This window comes from Allopusillimonas ginsengisoli, assembly GCF_004153455.1.
Classification (GTDB): domain Bacteria; phylum Pseudomonadota; class Gammaproteobacteria; order Burkholderiales; family Burkholderiaceae_B; genus Allopusillimonas; species Allopusillimonas ginsengisoli.
In genome coordinates this window covers 411,410-434,663 of sequence record NZ_SDQE01000001.1, presented here as the reverse complement: position 1 = coordinate 434,663, position 23,254 = coordinate 411,410, and the positions used below count along the sequence as shown (strand labels likewise).

Annotated in this window: 23 protein-coding genes; 10 read left to right on the top strand and 13 right to left on the bottom strand. The window is 57.8% G+C overall.

Translation table 11 applies throughout. From position 1 onward, the window contains the following. Positions 1 to 31: 31 nt before the first annotated feature. From cuyB to cuyA, 6 genes are all read right to left on the bottom strand, one after another. Positions 32 to 760, bottom strand: a complete 729-nt coding sequence (gene cuyB, locus ERE07_RS02210) for a cysteate racemase (RefSeq protein WP_130007172.1) — start codon at positions 758 to 760, stop codon at positions 32 to 34. After that, on the bottom strand, positions 760 to 1,494 hold the full coding sequence (locus tag ERE07_RS02205; protein ID WP_130007171.1) for an amino acid ABC transporter ATP-binding protein: 735 nt from the start codon (positions 1,492 to 1,494) through the stop codon (positions 760 to 762). Before ERE07_RS02205 ends, cuyB begins: the two co-directional genes overlap by 1 nt. 28 nt (positions 1,495 to 1,522) lie before the next feature. Further along, positions 1,523 to 2,212: an amino acid ABC transporter permease gene (locus ERE07_RS02200; protein WP_130007170.1), complete on the bottom strand. Its 690-nt coding sequence runs from the start codon at positions 2,210 to 2,212 to the stop codon at positions 1,523 to 1,525. Next, the gene (locus ERE07_RS02195) at positions 2,209 to 2,988 is read right to left on the bottom strand and encodes an amino acid ABC transporter permease (RefSeq protein ID WP_130007169.1); all 780 of its coding nucleotides are present in this window, start codon (positions 2,986 to 2,988) and stop codon (positions 2,209 to 2,211) included. Before ERE07_RS02195 ends, ERE07_RS02200 begins: the two co-directional genes overlap by 4 nt. A 136-nt stretch (positions 2,989 to 3,124) precedes the next feature. Then, entirely contained in the window at positions 3,125 to 4,021 is an 897-nt protein-coding gene (locus ERE07_RS02190; protein ID WP_130007168.1) for an amino acid ABC transporter substrate-binding protein, read from the bottom strand. Positions 4,022 to 4,120: 99 nt separating this feature from the next. Next, a complete protein-coding gene (gene cuyA / locus ERE07_RS02185) occupies positions 4,121 to 5,146 on the bottom strand; it encodes a D-cysteate sulfo-lyase (RefSeq protein ID WP_130007167.1) in 1,026 nt (341 codons plus the stop codon). Between the two features lie 111 nt (positions 5,147 to 5,257). On the opposite strand from cuyA, the gene ERE07_RS02180 reads away from it, so the two are divergent. Next, the gene (locus ERE07_RS02180; protein WP_130007166.1) at positions 5,258 to 6,163 is read left to right on the top strand and encodes a LysR family transcriptional regulator; all 906 of its coding nucleotides are present in this window, start codon (positions 5,258 to 5,260) and stop codon (positions 6,161 to 6,163) included. A gap of 47 nt (positions 6,164 to 6,210) precedes the next feature. On the opposite strand, the gene ERE07_RS02175 is transcribed toward ERE07_RS02180, so the two are convergent. Then, entirely contained in the window at positions 6,211 to 6,543 is a 333-nt protein-coding gene (locus ERE07_RS02175) for a DUF4148 domain-containing protein (RefSeq protein ID WP_130007165.1), read from the bottom strand. A gap of 343 nt (positions 6,544 to 6,886) precedes the next feature. On the opposite strand from ERE07_RS02175, the gene ERE07_RS02170 reads away from it, so the two are divergent. The 4 genes from ERE07_RS02170 to ERE07_RS02155 all read left to right on the top strand — a co-directional run bounded on the left by ERE07_RS02170 (position 6,887) and on the right by ERE07_RS02155 (position 12,044). Continuing rightward, positions 6,887 to 7,891 (top strand): cytochrome D1 domain-containing protein, encoded by a 1,005-nt coding sequence (locus ERE07_RS02170; RefSeq protein WP_209021062.1) that lies wholly within the window; start codon positions 6,887 to 6,889, stop codon positions 7,889 to 7,891. A 91-nt stretch (positions 7,892 to 7,982) separates the two neighbouring features. Further along, the gene (locus ERE07_RS02165; RefSeq protein WP_130007164.1) at positions 7,983 to 8,294 is read left to right on the top strand and encodes a high-potential iron-sulfur protein; all 312 of its coding nucleotides are present in this window, start codon (positions 7,983 to 7,985) and stop codon (positions 8,292 to 8,294) included. A gap of 59 nt (positions 8,295 to 8,353) precedes the next feature. Further along, positions 8,354 to 10,537 (top strand): TonB-dependent receptor, encoded by a 2,184-nt coding sequence (locus ERE07_RS02160; protein WP_209021061.1) that lies wholly within the window; start codon positions 8,354 to 8,356, stop codon positions 10,535 to 10,537. Between the two features lie 10 nt (positions 10,538 to 10,547). Further along, positions 10,548 to 12,044: a PepSY-associated TM helix domain-containing protein gene (locus ERE07_RS02155; protein WP_130007162.1), complete on the top strand. Its 1,497-nt coding sequence runs from the start codon at positions 10,548 to 10,550 to the stop codon at positions 12,042 to 12,044. 55 nt (positions 12,045 to 12,099) lie between these two features. Here the strand turns inward: ERE07_RS02155 and ERE07_RS02150 are convergent, their stop codons facing one another. From ERE07_RS02150 to ERE07_RS02135, 4 genes are all read right to left on the bottom strand, one after another. Then, positions 12,100 to 12,522, bottom strand: coding sequence for a RidA family protein (locus tag ERE07_RS02150; protein WP_130007161.1), 423 nt, complete (start codon positions 12,520 to 12,522; stop codon positions 12,100 to 12,102). A 32-nt stretch (positions 12,523 to 12,554) separates the two neighbouring features. Beyond that, a complete protein-coding gene (locus tag ERE07_RS02145; RefSeq protein ID WP_130007160.1) occupies positions 12,555 to 14,153 on the bottom strand; it encodes a gamma-glutamyltransferase family protein in 1,599 nt (532 codons plus the stop codon). A 3-nt stretch (positions 14,154 to 14,156) separates the two neighbouring features. Then, positions 14,157 to 15,140, bottom strand: a complete 984-nt coding sequence (locus ERE07_RS02140; RefSeq protein WP_130007159.1) for a Bug family tripartite tricarboxylate transporter substrate binding protein — start codon at positions 15,138 to 15,140, stop codon at positions 14,157 to 14,159. Between the two features lie 111 nt (positions 15,141 to 15,251). Continuing rightward, positions 15,252 to 16,166 (bottom strand): hypothetical protein, encoded by a 915-nt coding sequence (locus ERE07_RS02135; RefSeq protein WP_130007158.1) that lies wholly within the window; start codon positions 16,164 to 16,166, stop codon positions 15,252 to 15,254. 175 nt (positions 16,167 to 16,341) lie between these two features. On the opposite strand from ERE07_RS02135, the gene ERE07_RS02130 reads away from it, so the two are divergent. After that, positions 16,342 to 17,232, top strand: coding sequence for a LysR family transcriptional regulator (locus ERE07_RS02130; protein WP_130007157.1), 891 nt, complete (start codon positions 16,342 to 16,344; stop codon positions 17,230 to 17,232). On the opposite strand, the gene ERE07_RS02125 is transcribed toward ERE07_RS02130, so the two are convergent. Next, entirely contained in the window at positions 17,229 to 17,738 is a 510-nt protein-coding gene (locus ERE07_RS02125; protein WP_130007156.1) for a GAF domain-containing protein, read from the bottom strand. The genes ERE07_RS02130 and ERE07_RS02125 overlap by 4 nt on opposite strands. A gap of 365 nt (positions 17,739 to 18,103) precedes the next feature. Here ERE07_RS02125 and ERE07_RS02120 point away from each other — a divergent pair, with 365 nt between their 5' ends. Both ERE07_RS02120 and ERE07_RS02115 read left to right on the top strand, forming a co-directional pair. Further along, entirely contained in the window at positions 18,104 to 18,391 is a 288-nt protein-coding gene (locus ERE07_RS02120) for a helix-turn-helix domain-containing protein (RefSeq protein ID WP_245153357.1), read from the top strand. Continuing rightward, on the top strand, positions 18,384 to 19,778 hold the full coding sequence (locus ERE07_RS02115; RefSeq protein WP_130007154.1) for a HipA domain-containing protein: 1,395 nt from the start codon (positions 18,384 to 18,386) through the stop codon (positions 19,776 to 19,778). Before ERE07_RS02120 ends, ERE07_RS02115 begins: the two co-directional genes overlap by 8 nt. Positions 19,779 to 19,850: 72 nt before the next feature. On the opposite strand, the gene ERE07_RS02110 is transcribed toward ERE07_RS02115, so the two are convergent. Then, positions 19,851 to 20,708: a sulfurtransferase gene (locus tag ERE07_RS02110; protein ID WP_130007153.1), complete on the bottom strand. Its 858-nt coding sequence runs from the start codon at positions 20,706 to 20,708 to the stop codon at positions 19,851 to 19,853. Positions 20,709 to 20,843: 135 nt separating this feature from the next. On the opposite strand from ERE07_RS02110, the gene ERE07_RS02105 reads away from it, so the two are divergent. Then, positions 20,844 to 22,277: a xylulokinase gene (locus tag ERE07_RS02105; RefSeq protein WP_167670702.1), complete on the top strand. Its 1,434-nt coding sequence runs from the start codon at positions 20,844 to 20,846 to the stop codon at positions 22,275 to 22,277. Further along, positions 22,274 to 23,230 (top strand): ABC transporter permease, encoded by a 957-nt coding sequence (locus ERE07_RS02100; RefSeq protein WP_130007151.1) that lies wholly within the window; start codon positions 22,274 to 22,276, stop codon positions 23,228 to 23,230. Before ERE07_RS02105 ends, ERE07_RS02100 begins: the two co-directional genes overlap by 4 nt. Positions 23,231 to 23,254 lie beyond the last annotated feature (24 nt).

Below are 23,254 nucleotides of genomic sequence, written 5' to 3'. Positions count from 1 at the left end.
GCACCGAAGCATGTTGCAGCAAATGAATGCCTTACGTCTGGCCGGATCGATACCACCTCAACGCAGCGCGCGCCAGAGAATCGATGGAATCCGTCAGGACCACATCGAGGGCAGCGCGGTGATGATGCGGAAGGGCGAGCGGCAACTCGGTGCATCCCAGCACCACTGCGTTGACCTCCAGTCGGCGTAGGGCGGTGACACAGCATGTGGCCGGCTCCAGGGCGTCCGCAAAACGATTGTTCTTGACCAGCTTTATCGACGCCGCGCACGGCCCTTCGATGAGATGGTCGGGAAGCAGTACCGGTTCGTATCCGTGTGCCTGAAGCGCGTTCTGGTACAGGCCCAGCTTCAGCGTTGTCGCGGTGCCCAGCAGCCCGATGCGTCCTGTGGTTATTCCCTGGCTGCGCAGATCATCTACTACTGCCTGTACGATATGCAGGATAGGCACCTGCGTCGACGCGGCGAGCTGTTCGTACCAAAGGTGGGCGGTATTGCAGGGAATGACGAGCGCGGCTGCCCCGGCCCGTACCAGCTTGCTCACGCCGTTCTTCATCCAGGGCAGGGGGTCCGGTCCAGAGCCTGCGAAGCCGGCGGGACGGTCGGGCACGCGCGGGTCGTTCCACAGGATGGCAGGTACGTGCTGCTGATCGGATGGGCTGTCGGTGAGCGCAACCAGACGCTGCATGAAAACTGCCCCCGCCATAGGTCCCATGCCGCCCAGCACGCCCAGAAACCTGCCTTCGAATTGTGTATCGTTCATCAGTGAGAGATTATCTTGGAGAGAAACATCTGTGCGCGTTCGGATCGGGCCGGCAGGTTGCCGAAAAACTCCTCTTTGCTGCAATCTTCGACGATTTTGCCGGCATCCATGAAGATGATGCGGTCGGCAACTTTGCGCGCAAAGCCCATTTCGTGCGTGACCACCATCATGGTCATGCCTTCGCGCGCAAGATCTATCATCACATCCAGCACTTCGTTGACCATCTCAGGATCCAGTGCCGAGGTAGGCTCATCGAACAGCATTGCAATGGGATCCATGGCCAGCGCGCGCGCAATCGCCACGCGTTGCTGCTGTCCGCCGGACAACTGTCCGGGAAACTTGTCCTGATGCGCTTTGAGCCCCACGCGGTCCAGCAACGCCGACGCGCGCGAGGCGGCGTCGGCGGCAGGCCGTTTTAACACCTTTACCTGAGCCAACACCAGATTCTGCATGACGGACAGATGGGGAAACAGCTCAAAGCCCTGGAAAACCATGCCGATGCGGGCTCGCAATCGGGGAAGGTTGGTGCTTGACGCACCCACCGATATACCGTCGACCTTGATTTCCCCTTTCTGAAAGGGCTCCAGCCCATTCACGGTTTTGATCAGGGTGGACTTTCCGGAACCAGACGGGCCGCATACGACTACGACTTCTCCGCTGGCCACATTGGTCATGCAGTCGTCCAGGACCTGGGTTGATCCATACCACTTGCTGACTTGCTTGATTTCTATCACTTGGGTCTCCTGCTTTTATATAGGGTTGCTACGCCGCCATGGTGTTGCGGCGCTGGAGATACTTGACCAGCTGGGAGGCGGCATAGCTCATGACGAAATAGACGGCCGCCACGAAGATATACATCTCGACCAATCGGTTGTCTCGCTGGGCCACATTGATGCCGGCGCCGAGGAAGTCGGTCAGTGACAATACATAGACCAGCGACGTATCCTGGAACAGAACAATGGTCTGTGTCAGCAGTATGGGTGCCATATTGCGCAAGGCCTGCGGCAGCACAACATTGGCCATCATTTGCCAATAGTTCAGTCCCAGCGCATAACCGGCCGCCACTTGCCCGCGAGGGATCGATTGAATGCCTGCACGCATGATCTCGCAAAAATAGGCAGCCTCAAACAGCGTGAAGGTGATTAGTGCTGACGTGAAGCCACCCACATTCAATGGCCTGCCTTGGCCGGTGAGCCACCCGCCAATGTAGGGAACCAGAAAATAGAACCAGAAGATGACGAGGATAAGCGGCAGGGCGCGCAGAAAATTCACGTAGGCGCCGGCGGCCGACGCCAGCGGCTTGATGCCGGATAAACGGCACATGGCCAGCAGCGTGCCCAGAGTGAGCCCCATTGTTGTCGACAGAATGGTCAGCTTCAGCGTGAAAACCATGCCATCGCGAAACAGATACCCCAACGAGCGTTCGATGACATCAAAGTCAAAGCTATTCATGTTGTCACTACCTCTTTGAGTGCGCCGGTCTTCTTGGCGGCGAGGGAGGATCCGATGAAGCCAGGCACGGCGATACGCGCCTCGATGAGCAACATGCCTCGCAATACGACCAGATTGAGCAGCAGATAAAACAGCGTGGCGGCCGTGAACGCTTCAAATACCTGAAAGCTGAACTCCTGCATGGAGCGCGCCGCACCCACCAGTTCAAGCAGGCCTATGGTGAAGGCCACCGAGGTGTTCTTGATGAGGTTCAGGAGCTCGGAAATCAGCGGAGGCAGAATGATGCGAAACGACGTGGGCAACAGCACATATCGATAAACCTGATGCGGTTTCATGCCTAAGGCGGTTGCGGCCATGGATTGACCGCGCGGCAGGGATTCGATTCCTGCGCGAACCTGTTCGGCCACGCGCGACGAGGTATAAAAGCCCAGGCACAACACTGCCGGTACAAAAATTCCCCAGGGTGGGGCGATTTGTTTGATCGCGTCGCCCAATGCCGTTGGCAGTATTTCCGGTACAACGAAATACCATAGAAACATCTGAACGAGCAGCGGAATGTTGCGAAACAGCTCGACATATGCGGTGCCGACAATGCGGGCCCATTTCACGCGAGTGGTTCTGGCAACGCCGACCATCACGCCCATCGCCAGTGCCAGCATCCACGACAGTGCCGCTGTGGCAATGGTCCACGCCAAGCCTGAGAGCAGCGCCTGTAAGTAGGTTCCACCGGTTGGCGCCAGTTCAAAGAATATGGGCCAGTTCCAGTTGTAATTCATTGTTGTCTCCAGATGACGTAGCACCGGCTTGCGCACCCTGGGTGCCAGGCCGGCGCTACGTCATCGTGCGGTGAACCGGCATCCCCATCAAGGCGATGAGCTGCCGGTCAAGCGTGATAGAGGTATGCCGCGCCAGTTACTGATAGTCCGCTGGGTCGGGCGAATCGGTGGGGTTGGCGACTGCCCGGGCGAGTGCTTCGCTCATCGGCAAGTTAAGGTTGACGTTCTTAGGCGGGATAGGCATTTCGAACCATTTCTTGTACAGCGTGGCCAGCGTCCCGTCTTTCATCATGGCGGCTATCGAATCATCCACCACTTTCTTGAACTCGGGATCATTCTTTGGTTCCATGATGGCGTAGGGTTCCACGGTATAGGTGTCCTGGCTGATCATCCATTCGTCGGGTTGTCGTTCGGTGGCAACCAGACTGGCCAGAAGAATGTCGTCCATGAAAAACGCCACGGCGCGGCCGTTGGCTACGGTCAGCATGGCGGCGGGATGGTCTTTGGTCGGAATGATGCGCATTTTCCTGCCCTCGCTTTCATTGACGGCAGTCAACCACCTGATGTTGCTGGTACCGGCAGTGGAGACTACCGTTTTTCCATTCAGATCGTCCAGGCTGTTGATGTTCGACGACTTCTTCGCGGCGTATCGGGTTGCGGTGACAAATGTCGTTGGCGCAAAGCTCACCTGCTTCTGACGCTCCACCGTATTGGTGGCCGATCCGCAGACCAGGTCAACGGTGCCATTGGCAACCAGCGGGATGCGCGTGGAGGAGGTCACGGGCACGAGCTTGACGTTAAGCGTGTCCAGGCCAAGCTTCTGCTTGACGTCATCCACGACCTTGGCGCAAATGTCCATCGAGTAGCCTACGGGTGTTTGCTGATCATCCAGGTACGAGAAGGGGATGGATGCATCCCGATGGCCAATCGTAATCTCTCCAGTCGATTTGATTTTTTCCAGTCGCCCTTGTCCATAGGCGGTGCCCATTGCGGCAATAGTGGTTGCCAACAGTAGAATTTTCCAGATTTTCATTGTGTGTCTCCTCCGGGTGACGAACGCTGTGTCACCCAGGTAAAGGGATTCTGCTTGGTGAGAGGGCGGCGCGAGCGCGTGGCCCTGACAGTCGAATGTTTATGCAGCGTTGGATCCGCTGTTGGCAAATGCTGTCCGATACCCGAACAGGCCAACCGCGCCGCCGGTATGAATGAACACCACGTTTTCGCCTTTCTTGTAGTGCCCCGAGCGGATCAGGTCGATCAGCCCAGCCATACCCTTGCCCGAATAGACAGGGTCCAGCAGAATACCCTCGAGCTCAGCGGTAAGGCGTACTGCTTCGATCATGCCATCTGTTGGGATGCCATAGCCTTCGCCAACGTAATCCGAATTTGCGACGATGTCTGCGCGATCGATCGACGACACGGGCAGGCCCATGTAATCCACCGTAGCCTGAACCAGATTCCAGACATTCTCTTCCTGCTTCTGACGCGGCGCGCGCACGCTGACGCCGTAGACAGGAATGCCACTGTTGCTTGCGCGCAGGCCCACCACCAAACCGGCTTGCGTACCCGTGCTGCCGGTGGCGTGCACCACATGGTCTATGCGTACGCCGCTTTCAAATGATTGGGTAAGCAATTCCTGCGCGCAGGCGACGTAGCCGAGCGCGCCCACCGCCGTCGAGCCGCCGCCGGGAATCACGTAAGGCTTGTGGCCAGCCTGGCGTAGTTCCGCTGCCAGTGCTTCCGCGGCCTGCTGCATATTGGTGCCGGCCGGCAGGCGAGCAGCGATTTCACCGCCCATGAGCCCGTCAAGCATCACGTTGCCGGAGTGCGCATAGTCGTCTGTTGCGTTGGGAACGCGCTCCTCAAGCAGAATCTTGCATTTCATGCCCATTCGGGCGGCAGCGGCGACTGTTTGCCGTGCGTGATTCGACTGCACCGCGCCCTGGGTAATCAGGGTATCTGCGCCTTCTGCAATGGCCTGCGCCACCAGAAATTCAAGCTTGCGTGTCTTGTTTCCGCCTGTGGCCAGCCCCGTGCAATCATCACGCTTAATGTACAGGTTCGGGCCGTCAAGGTGCCGCGTCAGATTCGGCATGAATTCCAGGGGGGTTGGGAAATGGCCCAAACGTACGCGAGGGTACGCGGCAAGTTGAAGCATGGTTGACTCCTGTTTGTAAATGTTCCCCATCTTATAAATAGAGAAATCGTTTGCCCAATGCTATGTTTTTGGCGCAATATGTCGTTTTTGCATATCGTGAGGAGCGGCGGCATGAAGCAGCTATGGATAGAGGATTTTCTGGCGTTGGTGGAAACGGGTTCGTTTTCAAGTGCTGCCGCGTTGCGGCATGTAACGCAGCCAGCGTTTTCTCGCCGTATACAAATGCTGGAAAGGTGGTTGGACGTTGAACTTGTGGACCGACGCACCCAGCCGTTGCGCCTGACCACGGTGGCGCAGCGGCATGTGCCTGCCTTCCGGGTTCTTTTGCGCGATATGAGCCAGTTGCGCAGCCGTATGCAATCTGAGCATAGCGGTTCGGCGCGCATTGTATTCGCAACACAGCATTCGCTGACGATGTCGCGGCTTCCCTGTCTGCTTGAGCGTTTGATGCGGGGCCTGAATCGCAGCGTGAACTTCAGCGTGCGTTCCGAAAACCGGGATGAGTGTGTGGCGCTTTTCCTGCGCGGGGATGTCGATATGCTGTTGTGCATGGAAGAGGAGAACGATCCCTTGTACAAGTTGGTGCCGGAAACCTCACGCCTGGCGCTCGGGTGTGAGAAGCTGATTCCTTTGAGCGCGCCCGACGAGCATGGCCGCCCATTGCATGTGCCTGACGAAGATAGGCCATTGAACCTGCTGGCCTTTCCACCGGACAGCTTCCTGGGCCGCATCATGTACGAGCATGGCTTCATCACATTGCTTCAGCACTGCAACGTGGAGATCGTTCATGAGTCGGTTTTTCTGGCGGGTGTAAAGGAGATGCTGCTTGCTGGACTAGGCATGGCGTGGCTGCCGGAAAGTCTCGTCCAGCGGGAGTTAAGGTCAGGCGCGCTGCTTATGCTTGAACCCGTGGGCGACGTCCTGAAACCGCTGACGCTGCAACTGGGCTTGTATCGCAGTTCCCGGTCGCGCTATCCAGAAGCCGTGGAACGGATCTGGGCAATGCTGGGCGATTAGTTATCGCTTGCGACCGGGATGCTTGCTGGCCTGTTGAACAGTGGGTATCAGGCGCCGGTGTAAAAGCTTTCTATGTAGGCTTTCTCTTCATCCGTCATTGATGCCAGTTCTTGTCTGACCTGCGCCCGTGTTTTCGTTGAGGCAGCCTGGTCCTGTGGCCAAGAACCCGTCGCTTCACCCTGGCGCGACTCCCACGTTGGATCTGCCTTGGCTTCTTCAAGCTCTTGAAGGACCTGGGTGCGGCTCTTCATATTGGACCAGTCGTATACCTCGGTGCCGCCTTGTTCGGTATTGTCGGGGACCCAATAGGCAAAACTCGTGACGGGGGCGGTTGCCGCAAGTGCGAAAGTGGCGATAAGCATTTTGAAACGTACAGACATGAGAGATTCCTATGAAAATAGTTGTCACGCAGTGCAGTAGTGCTGCGTGATATCAGGGCCAGACGATCTGGCCAGGACTCCACTCTAGCGATCACGCGGTTACTGTCCGATGACGCCAGCGTGACAAATAAGACATGTATTTGTCGTCATCGAGCGGCTCAAGTTGCATGACAAATTTGTCACCGCAATGCCATGTCGATGACAGCGTTCAACCCCTAGGATGACGGCAGGATCAAGCTTGCCCATTCGATGGCTTTGTGCTGACCGCAGTCAATCAGCTTATCCCTACAGCACATCAAAGAAGCCTTGGGCATTCAATTTCCACCTTCTTACAGGAGTTGATATGACCTTGAGCGATCACTCGCCGACAACACATCATTTGCGTTTCACACTGACCTGTCTCGTCAGTGCGCTTGCCATGGGCCTGGGCGTAGCCAGTGTCAACGCGGCCGAGTCGAAGGATTTATTTCCGGAACCGGTATACGCGACACTGCAGACGGGCAACGCAGTTGAAAACGTGCAGGCGGGCCAGACCTGGGGTGAATATCCTGGCGCTCACTACGACGCCATCAGCCCTGATGGCCAGCGTATGCTGGTCAGCGCCAAGGATTTGCCGGAAGCCTACCTGCTGGATGTCAGCAGCGGAAAGAAACTCGCCACGTTCAATGTCGGAGAGACGCCGCAAGGCGTAGGCTTCAGCCCTGATGGCCGCTGGGGACTGGCCGTGAGCGCAGGCGCCGGCACGGTGGCTGTCATCGATATACATACGCAGAAAAAGGTCAAGTCCATCGCTGTCGGCAAGGTGCCGCACAATGTACGCTTCACTGCCGACAGCAAGCTCGTCTATGTCACGCTGCAGGGCGGCACAGGCGTTGCAGTCGTGGATATGACAGCAATGAAAAAGATTGATGAGATCGATGTGCCGGGCATCAAGGGCCCTCACAATCTGGATCTTTCCGCCGACGAAAGCACAATGTGGGTGCGCGACCTTGTGGGCAAGGTGGCGGCGGTCGACATCAAGACGCGTGAAGTGCTCGCGGTGATTCCCGTTGGCCTGAGTCATGGCGGCATCGATGTCATACCCGGTGGTCGTTATGTGGTGACTGGGGCAATTGCCGACCACGTCGTGGATGTGATCGATCCTGCCACGCTCAAGGTGGTCAAGCGGATCGATGTAGGCCAGGGACCGCATGGCGTTCGCGCAAGCCGCGACGGGCGCTGGATATACGTTGGCGTGACCGGTACGGACAAGATCGCCGTGATCGACGCCACCACGCTGGACGTCGTCAAACAGGTGCCAACGCAAGGCAAGCTGCCTTTCTGGCTCGCTGTGCAAGGCAACGACTAAGACGCTGCGCCGCTTTCCTGGAATCCCAAACGGGCAGGGCTCTCGCCCTGCTGCTATCAAGCCTTCTTATTGACGACATGAGGATCTCTCCATGACGAACACAACTTTTTCTTTGACTGCCCGCCGTAAAGCGCTGCAAAAGATAGCAGGTCTCGCCGGCGCCACAGCCGCGCTACCGCTGCTGTACTGGTCCGCGTCGGCGCGTGCGCAAGCAAACGATGCAGCCGGCAAGGCCAGCAAATCGGCGGTGCAATACCAGGATCATCCCAAGGGAAAGTCCGATTGCGCCAATTGCGCGAATTTCATTCCAGGAAAATCTGCCGATGCGGCGGGTGGCTGTACGGTGGTGGCAGGCGATATCAGTCCCAAAGGCTGGTGCCTGGCGTATGCGGGGAATGGCTGATAGGCAGATTGCAGCGTGTGCCAGGCGCTTCAGGCAAAACAATGACAACAGGATTGCATATGAAAGCAAGTTCCAGAACAGAGGTGTTCTGCGGCGCCGTCTGCGTGGTGGCCGCGGCGACCTTCCACGCCCCGGCGGGCGCACAAGAGGACGCTGTGAGCGAGCTCGCGCCTACAGTGGTGACCGGGCGCGCGCCGCTGACTGCGGACGGGCTTATTGATCTCGATACACCCATTGCCACGGGCAGCCGCCTCGGCTTGAGCGCACGCGAGACACCGGCCACGGTGACGGTCATCGACCGCAGCACCATTGAAGAGCGCGGCGCCCAGAATACCCAGGAGATATTGCGCTCGATTCCCGGTGTGACAGCACACGACGCGCCGGGCAGCGTTGGCGTAAGCTATCGTGGCTTTGCTGGCGGCTCCATCAGTCAGTTGTTCAACGGCATCAATGTTCAGTACTCCATCGCAGCGCGGCCGGTCGATAGCTGGATCTATGATCGGGTCGAAGCCATTGGCGGACCGTCCAGCTTTCTGTTTGGCGCGGGTGCCGTAGGTGGCACCATCAATTACGTGACCAAGCTTGCGGAACGCGGCGATTTCACCGAGGGGCGGTTGCGCCTGGGCAGCTATGGCTTGCGCGAAGCGTCGGTGGGCTTGAACCGTCACGTATGGGGCGACGGAACGGGTGGCAACAATCATTATTTTCGGATCGATGTGAATCATCGCGATGCGGACAGCTGGGTGGATGGCACCGATTCACGCGCCACACAGCTGGCCACCTCACTGCTCTCCGATCTGGGTGGCGGCGTGCGCCACACACTTGCCTATGAATATCAGCAAGAGGATGTGAAACGCCCCTATTGGGGTACGCCGCTGCTCAACCCTGTTGCGGGGCGCGCACGCATCGACGATGGCGTTCGATTCAAGAATTACAACAGCGAAGACGGCTACTACGGTCAGCGCGTACATTGGCTGCGCTCCATTACTGAATGGCAGGCATCTGATGCGCTGCAGCTCAGCAACACCTTCTATCTTTACAATGCGCGACGCGATTATCGCAACGTTGAAACCTACCGATACACTCAAGACAACTCCGCGGTGATACGGTCTGACGCACTATTGCAGCGACATGATCAGCGCTTGTACGGCAATCGCATTGAAGGCCAGTACAGCGGGTCGTTCTTGGGCCGGCGCAGCGATTGGTCCTTTGGCGCCGACTTCAGTATCAACAAGCAAACACGGTTTCCGACCAGCCTGTCTTCGGAAATAAGCACGGTCGATCCTTATGATTTCGATACGGAGTATTTTTATGATATCCCTGGCATGACACGGGGCTATCAGCCGGATCGCGACAACAAGGTCACTACGACAGCGCTGTATCTGGAAAATCGCACATTTCTTGTTCCTGATGTGCAGTTGGTGACGGCCTTGCGGCACGAGCGGATTCGCCTGGACCTGACCAATCGCCGCGAGGTGACCACCGCCAACCCCGCCTCGTATCGGCGCGACTACGCTCCCACTACGGGTCGCGTTGCACTGTTGTGGAACGTAACGCCCGACTTGAACGCCTATGTGCAATACGCGACCGCGGCCGATCCTCCGTCGGGCATCCTGTCCACGGCAAACTTCTCTGATGTGCGCAACAACAGCGAGCTCACGTCCGGCAGCCAGGCGGAGATCGGTGCCAAGCTGGATTTCTGGGAAGGCAAGGGTAATGCGACCCTGGCGTTCTATCACATCAAGCGCAAAAATATTGCCACGCAAGATCCAAACAATAGTGCCCTGACCGTGCAGGTGGGTGAGCAGTCATCGCGTGGCGTAGCGCTGGGCATCGGCCTACAGCCCACGCCATGGTTCTCCTTGCAAGGCAACCTATCCTATGTTGACGCGCAGTACGACGACTTTGTTCAGGGAGGCGTATCCCTGGCAGGCAAAACTCCGTCCAACACGCCTTCGGTCGTGGGCAATCTTTGGGCGTCGTACGCCTTTACGCCAGAGGTGCAGGGTAGCGTCGGCCTGCGCCATGTGGGGCGGGTGTTTGCCGACGCGGCCAACACAGTTTACTGGCCCAGCTATACCCTGGTGGATCTGGCGCTGGCCTGGCAGATCGATCCGCGCTTGCGCCTGGTCGGACGCGTGCGCAACCTCACCGACAAGGTGTACGCCGCCAACATCAATACGGGGCAGGCGTATCTGGGGGCGCCCAGAACGGTAGATCTGGCGCTGCAAATTCAATTCTGAGTACCTGATAATGGCGTTCAATGGCAAACGTTGGCTTTACCTGACGCATCGCTGGACGGGGATTGTGCTTTGTATTTTCCTGGCGATGTGGTTCCTCTCGGGTGTCGTGATGATGTATGTCGGCTACCCAAAGCTTACAGACCAGGAACGGCTTGAGCGGTTGCCGTCACTTTCCTCGACAGCGTCACTGCTCAGCCCCGCCCAGGCGTTGAGTCGCATAGGCATGGACGGGTCATTGCGTGAACTGACGCTAAGCGCGGCACGCGCGGGTGCGCCCGTCTATCAGGCTGTCTTCGCGGACGGCAGCCGGGTCGTGGTCGACGCGCAGCGCGGCGAACGCATCGCCAGCACGAGCAACGTAATCGCGCTGCGCAGCGCGCAGGCCTATGCGGGTTCACAGATCGAGCTGAGCGATGAGGGCGTTGTCGATGAGGATGCCTTCACGCATTCGCGCGCGCTTGACCGTCACCGGCCCTTGCATCGCATTATGCTTGACGACGCCGCAGGGACGAGACTGTACATCTCCAGTACAACCGGGGAGGTAGTTCGGGATGCGTCGCAGCAGGAACGAGGCTGGAACTATGTGGGTGCCTGGATACACTGGCTGTATCCCTTTCGCGGCACTTTCCTGGATCACCAATGGGCCAACATCGTGAACTGGCTGTCGATAGGAGGTCTGGCGTTGACTATCACCGGCGCGATCGTTGGGCTATTGCGATGGCGCTTTGCGCGGCCCTACCGCAGCGGGTCGCGCTCGCCTTATCCTGGCCGAATGATGCGCTGGCATCACAAGTTCGGCTTGCTGTTCGCAGCCATCACGTTGATGTGGCTGTTCAGTGGACTCATGTCCATGGTGCCGTGGGGATTTCTGCGCTCGACCGGGCCTGCTCCGAACGTCGCCGCAATGCACGGGCCGCCGCTTTCTGTGCAGCGGCTGACCGCTGCCCCGGCACTGTTTTTGAGCGATGCAACGAACGTACGCGAATTGCGCTGGAGCACAAGGCTCGGCCGTAGTGTGGTCATGATTCGCAACGCCGCCGGGTACACGCGCATGGCCGATGCCCTCAATGGCGAGGAGGTCCGTTTCGAACAGGCTGAGATCGCTCGCGCCGCCGCCGGTCTGTTTGATGCGCCGCTGTTGCGTACAGAGGTGCTGCAGCAATACGACTTCTACTACTATGACCGCGCACCGCACACCATGACGGGCGGGCATAATCGGCCGCTGCCTGTCATTCGGGCTCAGTTCGGCGATGATCAAAAGACTTGGGTGCATGTGGACGCAGCTACGGCAGAGATTCTGGGACATACAGATCGTCATGGCCGTCTGCGCCGGTGGCTGTTCCAGATGCTGCATAGCTGGGACTGGTTGCCTTTGCTGAACCGGCGGCCGCTTTGGGATGCGGTACTGCTGTGTCTGAGCGCCGGGGGACTCATGCTGAGCATTACGGGGGTCGTGGTCGGCTGCCGCCGGTTACGCCTGAAGAGCCGTGCCAAGTCTAAGCATTGATAAGCTGTTTGTTCCCGAGTGACTTCGTGGAGACGATAGGGGCGCAACTTGCACACTAGCTGCGGGAAAGCGCAGGGACTGTTGCATCTCCCCGAAAGGCGATTGCCTCGACTTCGATCAACCAGTCAGGCCGCGCGAGGGCCTGAACAACCAGAACGGTCGACGCAGGACGGTGGTTTTCCAAATACACCGCTCTGATTTCACTGACGGGCTTCAGTGCAGCTGGATCTGTGACGTAGGTGACGACCTTGCAGAGGTCCGCAATGCCCATGCCGGCTTCATGCAATAACGTCGTGATATTTTTCCACACGGCTTCAGTTTGGCCGGCCACCCCTTGGGCGAGCGCTCCATCGGGCTGAATGCCGACCTGGCCGGAGATGTGTAGCCAACAACCGTGCCCTTCAGTACGGACAGCTTGACTGTAGTGCCCCAACGGAGAAGCCATACTCTTCGGGTTTATTGCGATATTGCTCGCCATGCGTCTACTCCTTTAAGACGTTTCCGAGAAAATCAGGATACGGCGACGTGACTGTCTCGGCGAGAATCCCTCGCGCCCATGTAATAGCCGTCTCGCCGCTGCAGTATCTGCATGCCGCCAAAGTCCCATGTGCTCGTATCCTGTTCTGTAATGTGATGCCCCAGCGACCTCAAGCCTTCTACGCAGGTGTGGGAGAATCCAGGTTCCAGCGTAACCTTCAAGCCGCTCGCGATTTTGAAACGGGGGGCGTCGACGATTGCCTGGGGATTCTGGCCAAACGTCATCAGACGCACAACCAACTGGACATGACCTTGTGGCTGAAAGGCGCCACCTGTCGCACCGAATGCGACCTGCGCGTGTCCATCGTGCTGAAGAAAACCGGGCAGAATAGTATGGAAAGGCCTGTAGCCTGGCCCCAGGCGCGCCGGTGACGCTTTGTCCAGCAGGAACCCAGCCCCGCGATTCTGCAGCGCTATGCCTGTGCCTGGCACCACCACGCCGGAACCAAACCCCATATAGTTGGATTGAATAAGAGAAACCATCATGCCTGAGGCATCGCCAGCCGCCAGATACACCGTGCCAGCCAGTGCCGGAAGGCTATGCTGGAAATCCTGTGCGCGCTTGCTGTCTATCATTGAGGCAGCCAGGGCGATTCGCGCGGGATTCATGAGTTGTGCATGGCTTACCTGCATTTGTTCTGGATCGCCCAGGTAGCCCTGTACATGCGCGCAGGCGAGTTTGATGGCTTCGATTTGCAGATGAAGTGCCTGGAAGGAATCCGGTTGATAGCGTTCCAGTTCCAGGTGCTCAAGAACAGCCAGCGCGTACAGTGCAATGAGACCCTGGCCGTTGGGAGGCATCTCAAAGACCGTCGCGGATCTATAGCGTGTACTTAATAGTTCGGTCCATACTGCACGGTGCGACGCGAGATCGGAAAAGGTCAGATTAGCGTCGCATTGGGCTGCAAACGCCGCGATACGTTCCGCGGTGATGCCCGTGTAGAAGTCCCGGCCTTTGCTGCGCGCGATGCGATCCAGGGTGTCGGCCAGTTCGGTCTGCACAAAGCGCTGACCGAAGCTGGGCGCCTGTCCTCCGGGTAAAAAAGCAGCGCTGAAGTTAGGCTGATCCTTGAGATCATTGGTTTGCTCCATCCATTTGCGCGCAACGCCAGGCGAGACGAAAAACCCGTCGGCAGCATAGCGAATGGCCGGCGCCATGAGCTGCTCAAAGGGAAGCGTGCCATAGCGTTCCGACAATGCGCTCCATGCCGATACGGATCCGGGAACGGTAACGCTGTCCCATCCTCTTTCGGGCATGCAGCCATCGTACTTTTGCACCATTTGCTCAAGGCTCGCGGAACGCGGTGCACGGCCGGTGCCATTTAAGCCTTGCAGTGATTGCCCATCCCATATGGTAGCGAAGGCATCGCCCCCCACACCATTGTTGGTGGGTTCCACCACCGCGATGACGGCGGCTGCGGCGACTGCCGCGTCCACGGCATTGCCGCCGTATTCAAGCATTTGCAAGCCCGCCTGAGCGGCAAGGGGCTGCGAGGCGATCACCATGTTTTTGCCGATGACGGGCCTGAGCGTGGAGGCGTAGGGGAACTGCGGATCTCCAGTCTCGAACATCGTTCAGTTCTCCACAGCGATATCGCTTTCGTCCACTGCTGCTTTCCATTTGGCCGACTCCGCCTTCACGAACTCGCGGAAAGCCTCTGTACTGTCCATCTCAGGCTCTACCCCCAGTTGCTGCAGGCGATTCTGTATTTCGGGAAGTGACAGCGTGGTGTTGATTTCGCTGTTCAATCTGTCTGAAATGGCGTCGGGCAAATCAGCGGGACCGAACAGACCAAACCATGCCGTAACCTGGTAGTCTTCCAGCCCTTGTTCTGCCAGGGTTGGAAGTTCGGGAAAGAATTGGCTGCGTTTGCTATCTGTTGTTCCCAGAGCGATGACCGTTCCGGCCTTGATGTGGGGGGCAGCAGTCAACACCAGATCAAACATCATATCGACTTCGCCCGCAAGTAAAGCATTCATGGCAGGCGCGCTGCCGCGATAAGGTACATGCACCATTTGCGTATTGGCACGGCTGTTGAAAAGAGCGCCTGCCATGTGATTGGAGGTGCCCACGCCGGCGGAGCCGTACGTTAATGCATCGGGCTCCTTCTCCGCTAGCGCGATCAGTTCCTTCATCGACTTTACATTGAGGCCAGGCCGCACCAACAGCACAAAAGGCATGGAGGCGATGCGGGCAATGGCGGTGAAATCGGCAACAGGATCATAGCCAGCCCTTGTATTGACCGCCGGTGTCATGGCGTGCGAACTGACCGTGCCAAGCAGAAGGGTATATCCATCCGCCTGGGCGTTGACGATGCTTCGTGCGCCGACAATAGCGCCCCCGCCAGGCCGGTTTTCCACCACGATTGTTTGTTTCAGTTGGCCCTGCAGTTTTTCTCCGATCAGGCGGGCCAGTATGTCAGCCGAGCCGCCGGGCGGATACGGTACGACCATCCGCACCGGATGAGAGGGGTAGTTCGCCGCGGTCGCGGGCGTGTGCACGATACCCAATGCCAGTACAGCAAAAACGGCGCGCAAGCAGCTTTGAATCCACATCATGAGGATGCTCCTCGTTGACCGCTTTACCGTTTCGAGGGCGGGAAAGCAGTCACGCTATTTGGGAAGGAATGAGATGTTCAGTCGTACTGGCCGAACACTGACCTCAGTTGCTTACAGAACGATGGGCTGTTTATCATCGACCTCGGCAATGTGTGGGATTTCTATGCCGTACTTGCTCACGTCTTCGCGGATTTCATCCAGCGCGCGTTTGATGACATCGATTTCATCATCGGGATGCGTGGCCCCAAGACCATGTTGCGCTGCGAGTGCACGATTGCGTCCGGCTCGCCGTCGTTCATCTTCAGGAAGGTTGACGACGGCATACACGCCATTGAGCAGGCTGCCTTTGAGTTTCTTGGCGAACTGCTGCCCAAGAAGCAATTTCTCGGCAGAGGACAGCTCGCCGAAGAAGTGGCGCATGATGACGCGGCCGAATTGAATATGACGCGCTTCGTCGCGCAGAATCAGCTTGCAGGCTAGTTTGATTGAGTCAAACTGCGCATTCTCATAGCGTGCCTGCAGCAGCTCGCCGGACAACTGTTCGAACAGTGTGTTGACGGCCATGCCGCCAAAGAAAGACATGGTCTTTTCCTCATTTTCATTATGAAACTGAGGAATGATTGATTGAAAATAGTCCGCGCGGGGTGAGGGTTGGTAGCCGCCCAGCGCCTGGGCGATGTGGAACGAGGCCTCGTGGTGCCGCAACTCTTCGGCGATAAAGTTCACAACATGCTGCTTGATTTCAAACGGCAGATGACTGTAGATGGCATCGCGAAGCCGCTCCGCCCCATAGGGAATGGCGCCGTGTTCCATCCAGGCGCGCAGGCTCCACCACTCGGCGCCAGCGTCCCTGACATCGGCGGGCAGGTCGGCGTTCTCTATGTCTTGATAATCAATCGAGCGAGGGTCCCAGGCCAGATCCCTCGCCTGCGTACAGAGTGTCCAGATGTCGGGATAACTCAGTTCCGATTGAATGGGGTAGGGATTGGGAACGGGGGTAAGCTCTTCAAGCAATGAGGGCTGCATGATTGTCTCCTCTCTATGTTTGCATTACGTTTATCAGTTGCTCGCTTGTGGTGAGGAAAAGTATAGGTGGCGTTCTTTTATATTTCTAATACCATTTGTCTGGCCTTGTGATACTTTTCATGTTCGATTGGAAGATTGTCGGCAGCGGCGTTAAGCACGGCCAAGGAGCACTGCAGTGGTGGATATCAGGCAACTTCAGCAATTCATCATGGTTGCGACAGAGTTGAATTTTCGGCGGGCGGCCCAGCGGCTCCATATGTCGCAGCCGCCTTTGAGCGCGGCGATTCGCCGTTTAGAGCAGAGCATGGGTGTAAAACTGTTCGAGCGGACCCGTCAGTATGTGCGGCTGACGGCGGCGGGAGAGGTGTTCCTGACGGAGTCGCGCCGCACGCTCGCGCAGGCCAAGTTCGCAATGGAAGCGGCGCAAGGCATAGGCTCGGGCCTGTCCGGCGTGCTGAGGTTTTCGTTTGTGCCCAGCGCGGCGCTGGATGTACTGCCACAGCTCTTGCGCCGCTTCCAACAGGCCCACCCCGGGGTTCGTCTGGTGCTGACAGGCGCCAGCACGCAACAAGAGGTTGCCAGACTGCGCTCGGAGATCATCGATATTGCGATGATTGTGCCTCCCCTGGCAGACGCAAATGGCCTGGATATCACTGTATTGCGACGCGAAAAAATGGTGCTGGCGTTACCCGCGGGCCATGCTCTCGCCCAGGAACGGAAAATCAAACTGCCGATGCTGGCAGAAGAGTCTTTTATTTCGTTTTCTTATTCAGAAGGGAGTGGTTTTGCCGGGGCAGTACTGGCAGCGTGCCATGATGCAGGGTTTTCGCCACGGATAACCCAGGAGGCATCCCAGATGCAGACCATCCTTACCCTTGTTGCCAGTGATTTGGGTATTGCCCTGGTGCCGGCAGCGCTAAAGGCAATCCATATGCACAACGTTACTTATGTCGATATTGATGCGCCAAAGCGTTTGCTGGGCTACGAACTGGCGCTTGCCTATATAAAAGGCAGAAACAATGCGCTTGTTGATGCTTTCGTTAATGCAGCAAAAGAGGCTGCTTAGCTTTGCCTGCCCTGATGTTCCTGCAGGCTGTGCATAAAGCACGCGCAAAGCGCCTCCATTCCAATGCGATCATCCTCATCAAAACGTTCGGTCACGAAGCTGTCACAATCCCAGACGCCAAGCAGCGTGCCGTCGTCCTTGATCAGCGGCACGACAATTTCTGACTGCGAAGCGGCGTCGCAGGCGATGTGACCCGCAAAGGCATTGACGTCGGCAACGACCTGCGTTTGACGCGTTTGGGCAGCTGTTCCGCATACGCCCGAGCCCAGCGGGATGCGTACGCAGGCGGGCTTGCCTTGAAAGGGGCCCACGACCAGCTCTTTGCCATCAAAAAGATAGAACCCCGCCCAGTTCAGTTGCGGAAGACTGTTGAATACCAAGGCGCTGAAGTTGGCAGCGTTGGCGATCAGGTCATGTTCGTCGAGCAGCAGGCCCCGGGCCTGTTCAAGCAGGTCGGCGTAGTGCTGTTGTTTGTTGTCATAGTCCTGTGCTGTGATGTGGAACATCTGTGGATCCTGTTGCGGAGAGGGGGGGAAAGTCAATACCGATATTGTAGATTTTTATGTTCAAGCGCGTTTGTCCACGATACGTACTTTACGCAATCTGACGGGCGAGGCCTGGTCCCTGGCTTCCCAATGTGCAAGAATTCTAGCCATTGGCATGTCTGCCGAGTGGCGTCAGCGGCAGGATATGCTTTCGAGACCCTTGTTAGATTAGAGGTGTATCGGGTGATGTTTCGGAATTTCAGAAATGATTATGGTTGACGCTGAGTTGCTATGCTGGTTTCGGCATATCAGAAACAGCATAATCTGATATAGGCCTATCTATGTGTGCCTCCATTCAAAGATCCTCCGGGTCCAAACCCGCCGATATGCCCGCCCTCCATTCGGTTGCAGCGTTGCGGGACATTGGTTCCCGAATCCGTGCAGCCCGAAAAGCCCAGGGGCTCCGCATAGACGATGCCGCCAGCTTATGTGGCGTGTCGGTGGATTTGTTGTCCAGGCTAGAGAATGGCAAAGGCGGCATTGCTACGGACAAGGTTTTGCAGGTCGTCTCCAGTGTCGGGCTTGAGTTGTTTGTGGCCGTCAAAGGCCACACGGGTCTGCGTGCGTTGATACAGCAGGAGTTGATGAGATCGGTGGAATTGATGGATGGCTGACGCAGTCGCTTTGAAGGTGTGGACCGACACAGAGTGTGTTGCGACGATTACGCACGAACCAAGGCATGACGTGTGGCGTCTTGAATATTCCCAGGAATGGCGGGGCAAGTTTGACAACTTTGCGCTCTCTCCCAGCTTGCCTGTGCCAGACACGCGGGAGCCATCGCTTGTTTACGACGCGGGTGCAGTCAAACGTTTTCTGGAGAACCTGCTGCCAGAGGGCTCCGTGCTTGATGCGATTGCCGCATCTCAGTATATTTCCAGAAACTGTGTCTTTGGCCTGCTCTGCGCGATTGGCGCGGAGACGACCGGAGCGTTTAGATTTTTGCCGGTTGATGAACACGCTACGTCGCCAGCGGCGTGGCTTCCCAGACCGATCACGATGAGGGAACTGAGTGATCGCGTTGTTTCGCAGCAGACCAGGCCTTTGCTCGACTGGGATGGAAAGATCCACATGTCCATCGCCGGGACGCAACAAAAACTACCAGTTCATGTGCACGAAGGGGTAAATGGCGTAGGCGCCTATTTGTTCCTCCCGGAATATCCGCTCGCATCGACCCATATATTCAAACCGCAGCCCTCAGATCTTGAACATTTGGTTATTAACGAGCATTTTTGTATGTCATTGGCCAGGATGATGCAGTTGCCTGTAGCGGATGCTGGAGTTTTGCGCATTCCAGAATTGGTGCTGACCGTAAGGCGATTCGATCGCCAGCTTGCGTTTTCGGGAACGGATGGAACTTCTTGGAAACATATGTATGCCAACGATTATTTATGCCAAGTAAGTCGCCGGCATATTATCGACGCTTGTCAAGCCTGCGATTTCCCCCTCAGTATGAAGTATGAACGCAATTTCGGCAGAAGCCGTCATGTGGCACACATCAGGGAAGGGATGAGTCTGCCGCGCCTATTCAAAGTGGCCAGTCGGCATGCGGTGGCGCCAGCGGTAACCAAAAAGGCTTTGGTTCAGTGGGTATTGTTTCAATTGCTGATTGGAAATTATGAGGCCCACGGCAAGAATTTTTCTTTCTATATGACATCTGCAGGGCTGGCGCCAGCGCCTTGGTATGACCTGGTCAGTGTTGCGCAGTATCCGACGCGTTCTCACGAAATGGCGATGGCAATTGGCGATGCTTTCGTTATCAAAGACGTATCAGCTCTGGAACTTGCCAAGTTCGCCGCTCGGTGTGATATTGAGCCTGGCTTCCTTTCGCGTGAAGCCAGGCGACTGTGTGCCCTTGCCAGCAAGACGGCCCAGCCTTTGCTGGACGCCATGCCGTATTTGCCCGACGAGCGTGATTTCGCACAAGGCATTGTGGATCTCGTCCGACAGCAAGCGATCTGGCTAATGCGCTTGACCGAACGCATTTTTCAGGTGCCCGCTTAAAGCGCCTTACGACTTCCAGACGCTGTTTACCTAAGGATCGTCGCTGGAGAGGAGATCGTCATCGCAGATGGATCAATCCGTCGCGACTGGCGCATCCTTCTGCTGGCTCCATTCGCTCCAGGAACCTGGATAAAGCTTTGCACCATGCAGCCCCGCAATTTCCATGGCGAGCAGGTTATGGCAGGCGGTAACGCCCGAGCCGCACTGATTCACAATCGTCGCAGGATCGCGCCCGTCCAGCAGGGATGAGAACTCCGTGCGCAACTGCTCGGGCGTCTTGAACTTGCCGTCGGCATCCAGGTTTTGCATGAAAAATCGGTTGCGTGCGCCAGGGATGTGGCCCGCCTTGGCGTCCATGGTTTCGTTCTGTCCGCGAAAACGTTCGGCGTTGCGCGCGTCGATGAGCTGGTGTTGGCCCGTCTCCAGATTGGCGAGTACGGCGTTGTAATCTACGCTGGATTGCAAGGCCTCGCGCTGTGTGAAATCGCCTCGGGATACCGGCAGAGGTTCTCCCTTTTCGATATTCAGGCTTGCGGCTGTCCAGGCCGCAATGCCGCCGTCCAGTACCTGGCGGCGCCCATGGCCCATCCAGCCGAGCATCCACCACAGCCGGGCGGCATACATGCTATTGGCGTTGTCGTAGGCAATGATCAGGGTGTCGTTGTCTGCGCCGAGCTCGGCCATGCGGTTGGCAAAATCCTGCGCGGCGGGCAAGGGGTGCCGGCCATTATGGCCAGTGCGCGGCGCGCTAAGATCGTCTTCCAGATGGACGTAGACGGCGCCCGGAATATGCCCGGCTTCGTAGGCTTGGCGGCCAGCTTCAGGCTGGGCAAGGTCAAAGCTGCAGTCGCAGACAAGGATGTCCTTGCCGCGGCGTTCATCCAGCAGTTTGTTCAGGTCGGCGGGTTGTATCAGAATCTGTTCGCGCATGAGTTCCTCCTTGAGAATGCAGTGTAACGGAGTCCATGACAAGTTTCATTCCAGGGGAGAAGTTGGCGCAAGGGATAAAATCATTGGTTTTGGCGTCCAGAGGCAGGTAGAACGATGGTTGAGGAGGGCGGGTGCGTGCAAGGCGCGTCACGTGGTGCGGGCTGGGACGCGGGCGTGGTGCTTGTCCTGGATCTGGGTTCGACCTGGCTCAAAGGTGGCTTGTCAACGATTGACGGTCGCTTGTTGCATATCGAGCGGGTGGCTTCCCCGTTGCGGGCGTCAGAGCCGTTGAATGCCGAGGCTGTCTGGCTCGACGTACTCAATTTGCTGCTGCAGCTGCGGGCTCACGCTGCATCCGCGCGGATACTGGCGGTGTCGATGACTGGCGCGACGCGGTCTCATGTTTTTCTGGACCAGAATGGCCATCCGCTGGGGCGTGTAATGCTCTGGCATGACGCCAGCGGCGCGCAGCAAGGCGCGCGGGTGGCTCAGGCCTACGGGCTGCCTGGCGACATGCCGGGGTATGGGGCGTTTCATCCGCTGGCGCGAGCATTGCAGTTCGGGCACGATCATGCCGTTATGCCGCACAGGCTGGCGGAACTTAAAGACTGGCTCAACTACCGCTTGACCGGGCAATTGGTGACTGATTCCGTCGCCTTTGGTCGCCTTGACCCGGCTGCCGGCAACGGCATCACGCTTGCGCATGTGCTGGCCCGCCTTGGTCTGCCAGCATCGCTGATTCCCCCGCGGGCTTTGCCGGTGCGAATGCTGGGCGAGGCAACGCAGGAAGGCTTGAACGGCATTCCCGTGGCCGTGGGCAGTTTCGATACCTGGTCATCCTGCCTGGGGATGGGCGCCCTGCGGGACGGTGGCGTTTACGATATTTCCGGCACAACACAGGTGTTGGGCCTGTTCAGCCGGCAGCCTCGCTCCATCAAAGGCATGGTATCCATGCCGTGGACAGACACTTTGTGGCAAACGGGCGGTCCCTGCCAGACCGGAATGGGGACGCTGGCCTGGTTTGCACGGACATTCCTGGACAGTGATGAAGCAGGCCACACGCTGGTCGCAGCGCAGGCCTCGCGTGCTGTGGATCTGCCCTTGTGCCTGCCCTATCTGTCTGGCGAACGTATGCCGTTGTGGAGCGACAGTCTGTCGGCCAGTTTTCACGGGGTAAAATCGCATCACTCTCGCGCGGACATGGCGCAGGCGCTGGTCGAAGGATTGGCATTGGCGCACAGGTTTGCGCTGGATGCCATGCTGGCCCGCAAGCGCGACGTCACGCTGTATATGGGTGGCGGTGGGGCCCAGTTGCCGCAATGGGTGCAGCTGCGGGCCGATGCGTTTGATATGCCGGTGAAGGTCGGCAAGTCGACCGAATCCGCGCTCGTGGGCGCCGCCTTGGCGGCGGCGGTTGCGGCTGGCCTGTACGAGAGCATCGAGGCGGCACGGTGCGCGATTGACGCTGGCACTACCCGGATGTCCCCCCAGTCAGCGCGTGCCGCCTATTTTGAATCCAGAGCCCAGGCGTTTTCATTGATGTTGAGCAGAGATCCTTCCTTATCATGAGCACTGTAACGTTCCATGCGTGGTTGAGCCGATACGGCACCTGTATCGCCGGCCTGGCGCTCTTTGTGTTTTTTGCGCTGTGGGCGCCCAACTTTTTGTCCGTCCTCAATTTGTCGAATATCGTCAAGCAAATCAGCTTCATGGCGGTGTTGGGATTGGGGTTTTCGTTGGCGCTGTTGGTGTCGGAGCTGGATCTTTCCTTTGCCAATGTCTGTAGCCTATGCGCTGTGTGCGTGGGCTGGTTTATTCATGGCGGGCACGCGCCCGAGACTGCGGTGGCGGCGGGTCTGGCGGTGGGCTTGGGGGCCGGCGTGCTCAATGGCCTGCTCGTCACCATGCTGCGCATTCCTTCGCTGATTGCCACACTGGCGACAGCGTCGGTTGCGAATGGCCTGTCTTTCATGGTGACCGAAGGCGTTGCGTTTGTGGGCCAGTGGGACAGCCGCTTTTTATGGATAGGGCGGGGCACTCTGTTTGGCATGCCATCGCTTATCTTCTGGCTGTTGGTCGTCAATATCCTGGCCTGGTTTCTGCTCAAGCAGACGCGGCTGGGATTTCGCATGCTCGCGGTTGGCGAGGCGACCGAAGCGGCGCGTCTGGCTGGGGTGAACGTGAGGGCGATCAAGATTATCGGTCTGGCGCTCTCGGGGCTTGCGGCTGGCATTACCGCGGTGCTGATGACTTCCAGCCTGGCGTCGGCCGCGCCAAATTCCGCCGCCGATCTGATGCTGACGGCGATTGCGGCCGTTTTATTGGGCATGACCATGTTCGAACCCGGCCGCGCAAATGTGATGGGAACACTGGTCGGTGCCATGATTATTGGTATGTTGGGCAATGGCCTGGTGCTCATGGGCGTCGAGTACTATTTTCAGGATATTCTCCTGGGAGTCATTATTGTTGTGTCGGTGGCGCTTTCGTCCTCGGTACTTAAAAAAGCGGCTTTCTCGATCTAGCGGGTATCCAGCCGTGCCATTTAA

Bases quoted from the DNA above. Each gene is read 5' to 3' on its own strand.
- ERE07_RS02190 (WP_130007168.1), bottom strand. From the start codon at position 4,021: ATGAAAATCTGGAAAATTCTACTGTTGGCAACCACTATTGCCGCAATG.
- ERE07_RS02160 (WP_209021061.1), top strand. From the start codon at position 8,354: ATGAAAGCAAGTTCCAGAACAGAGGTGTTCTGCGGCGCCGTCTGCGTG.
- ERE07_RS02120 (WP_245153357.1), top strand. From the start codon at position 18,104: ATGCCCGCCCTCCATTCGGTTGCAGCGTTGCGGGACATTGGTTCCCGA.
- ERE07_RS02170 (WP_209021062.1), top strand. From the start codon at position 6,887: ATGACCTTGAGCGATCACTCGCCGACAACACATCATTTGCGTTTCACA.
- ERE07_RS02200 (WP_130007170.1), bottom strand. From the start codon at position 2,212: ATGAATAGCTTTGACTTTGATGTCATCGAACGCTCGTTGGGGTATCTG.
- ERE07_RS02140 (WP_130007159.1), bottom strand. From the start codon at position 15,140: ATGATGTGGATTCAAAGCTGCTTGCGCGCCGTTTTTGCTGTACTGGCA.
- cuyA (WP_130007167.1), bottom strand. From the start codon at position 5,146: ATGCTTCAACTTGCCGCGTACCCTCGCGTACGTTTGGGCCATTTCCCA.
- ERE07_RS02135 (WP_130007158.1), bottom strand. From the start codon at position 16,166: ATGCAGCCCTCATTGCTTGAAGAGCTTACCCCCGTTCCCAATCCCTAC.
- ERE07_RS02110 (WP_130007153.1), bottom strand. From the start codon at position 20,708: ATGCGCGAACAGATTCTGATACAACCCGCCGACCTGAACAAACTGCTG.
- ERE07_RS02195 (WP_130007169.1), bottom strand. From the start codon at position 2,988: ATGAATTACAACTGGAACTGGCCCATATTCTTTGAACTGGCGCCAACC.
- ERE07_RS02125 (WP_130007156.1), bottom strand. From the start codon at position 17,738: ATGTTCCACATCACAGCACAGGACTATGACAACAAACAACAGCACTAC.
- cuyB (WP_130007172.1), bottom strand. From the start codon at position 760: ATGAACGATACACAATTCGAAGGCAGGTTTCTGGGCGTGCTGGGCGGC.
- ERE07_RS02100 (WP_130007151.1), top strand. From the start codon at position 22,274: ATGAGCACTGTAACGTTCCATGCGTGGTTGAGCCGATACGGCACCTGT.
- ERE07_RS02145 (WP_130007160.1), bottom strand. From the start codon at position 14,153: ATGTTCGAGACTGGAGATCCGCAGTTCCCCTACGCCTCCACGCTCAGG.
- ERE07_RS02115 (WP_130007154.1), top strand. From the start codon at position 18,384: ATGGCTGACGCAGTCGCTTTGAAGGTGTGGACCGACACAGAGTGTGTT.
- ERE07_RS02165 (WP_130007164.1), top strand. From the start codon at position 7,983: ATGACGAACACAACTTTTTCTTTGACTGCCCGCCGTAAAGCGCTGCAA.
- ERE07_RS02155 (WP_130007162.1), top strand. From the start codon at position 10,548: ATGGCGTTCAATGGCAAACGTTGGCTTTACCTGACGCATCGCTGGACG.
- ERE07_RS02175 (WP_130007165.1), bottom strand. From the start codon at position 6,543: ATGTCTGTACGTTTCAAAATGCTTATCGCCACTTTCGCACTTGCGGCA.
- ERE07_RS02150 (WP_130007161.1), bottom strand. From the start codon at position 12,522: ATGGCGAGCAATATCGCAATAAACCCGAAGAGTATGGCTTCTCCGTTG.
- ERE07_RS02180 (WP_130007166.1), top strand. From the start codon at position 5,258: ATGAAGCAGCTATGGATAGAGGATTTTCTGGCGTTGGTGGAAACGGGT.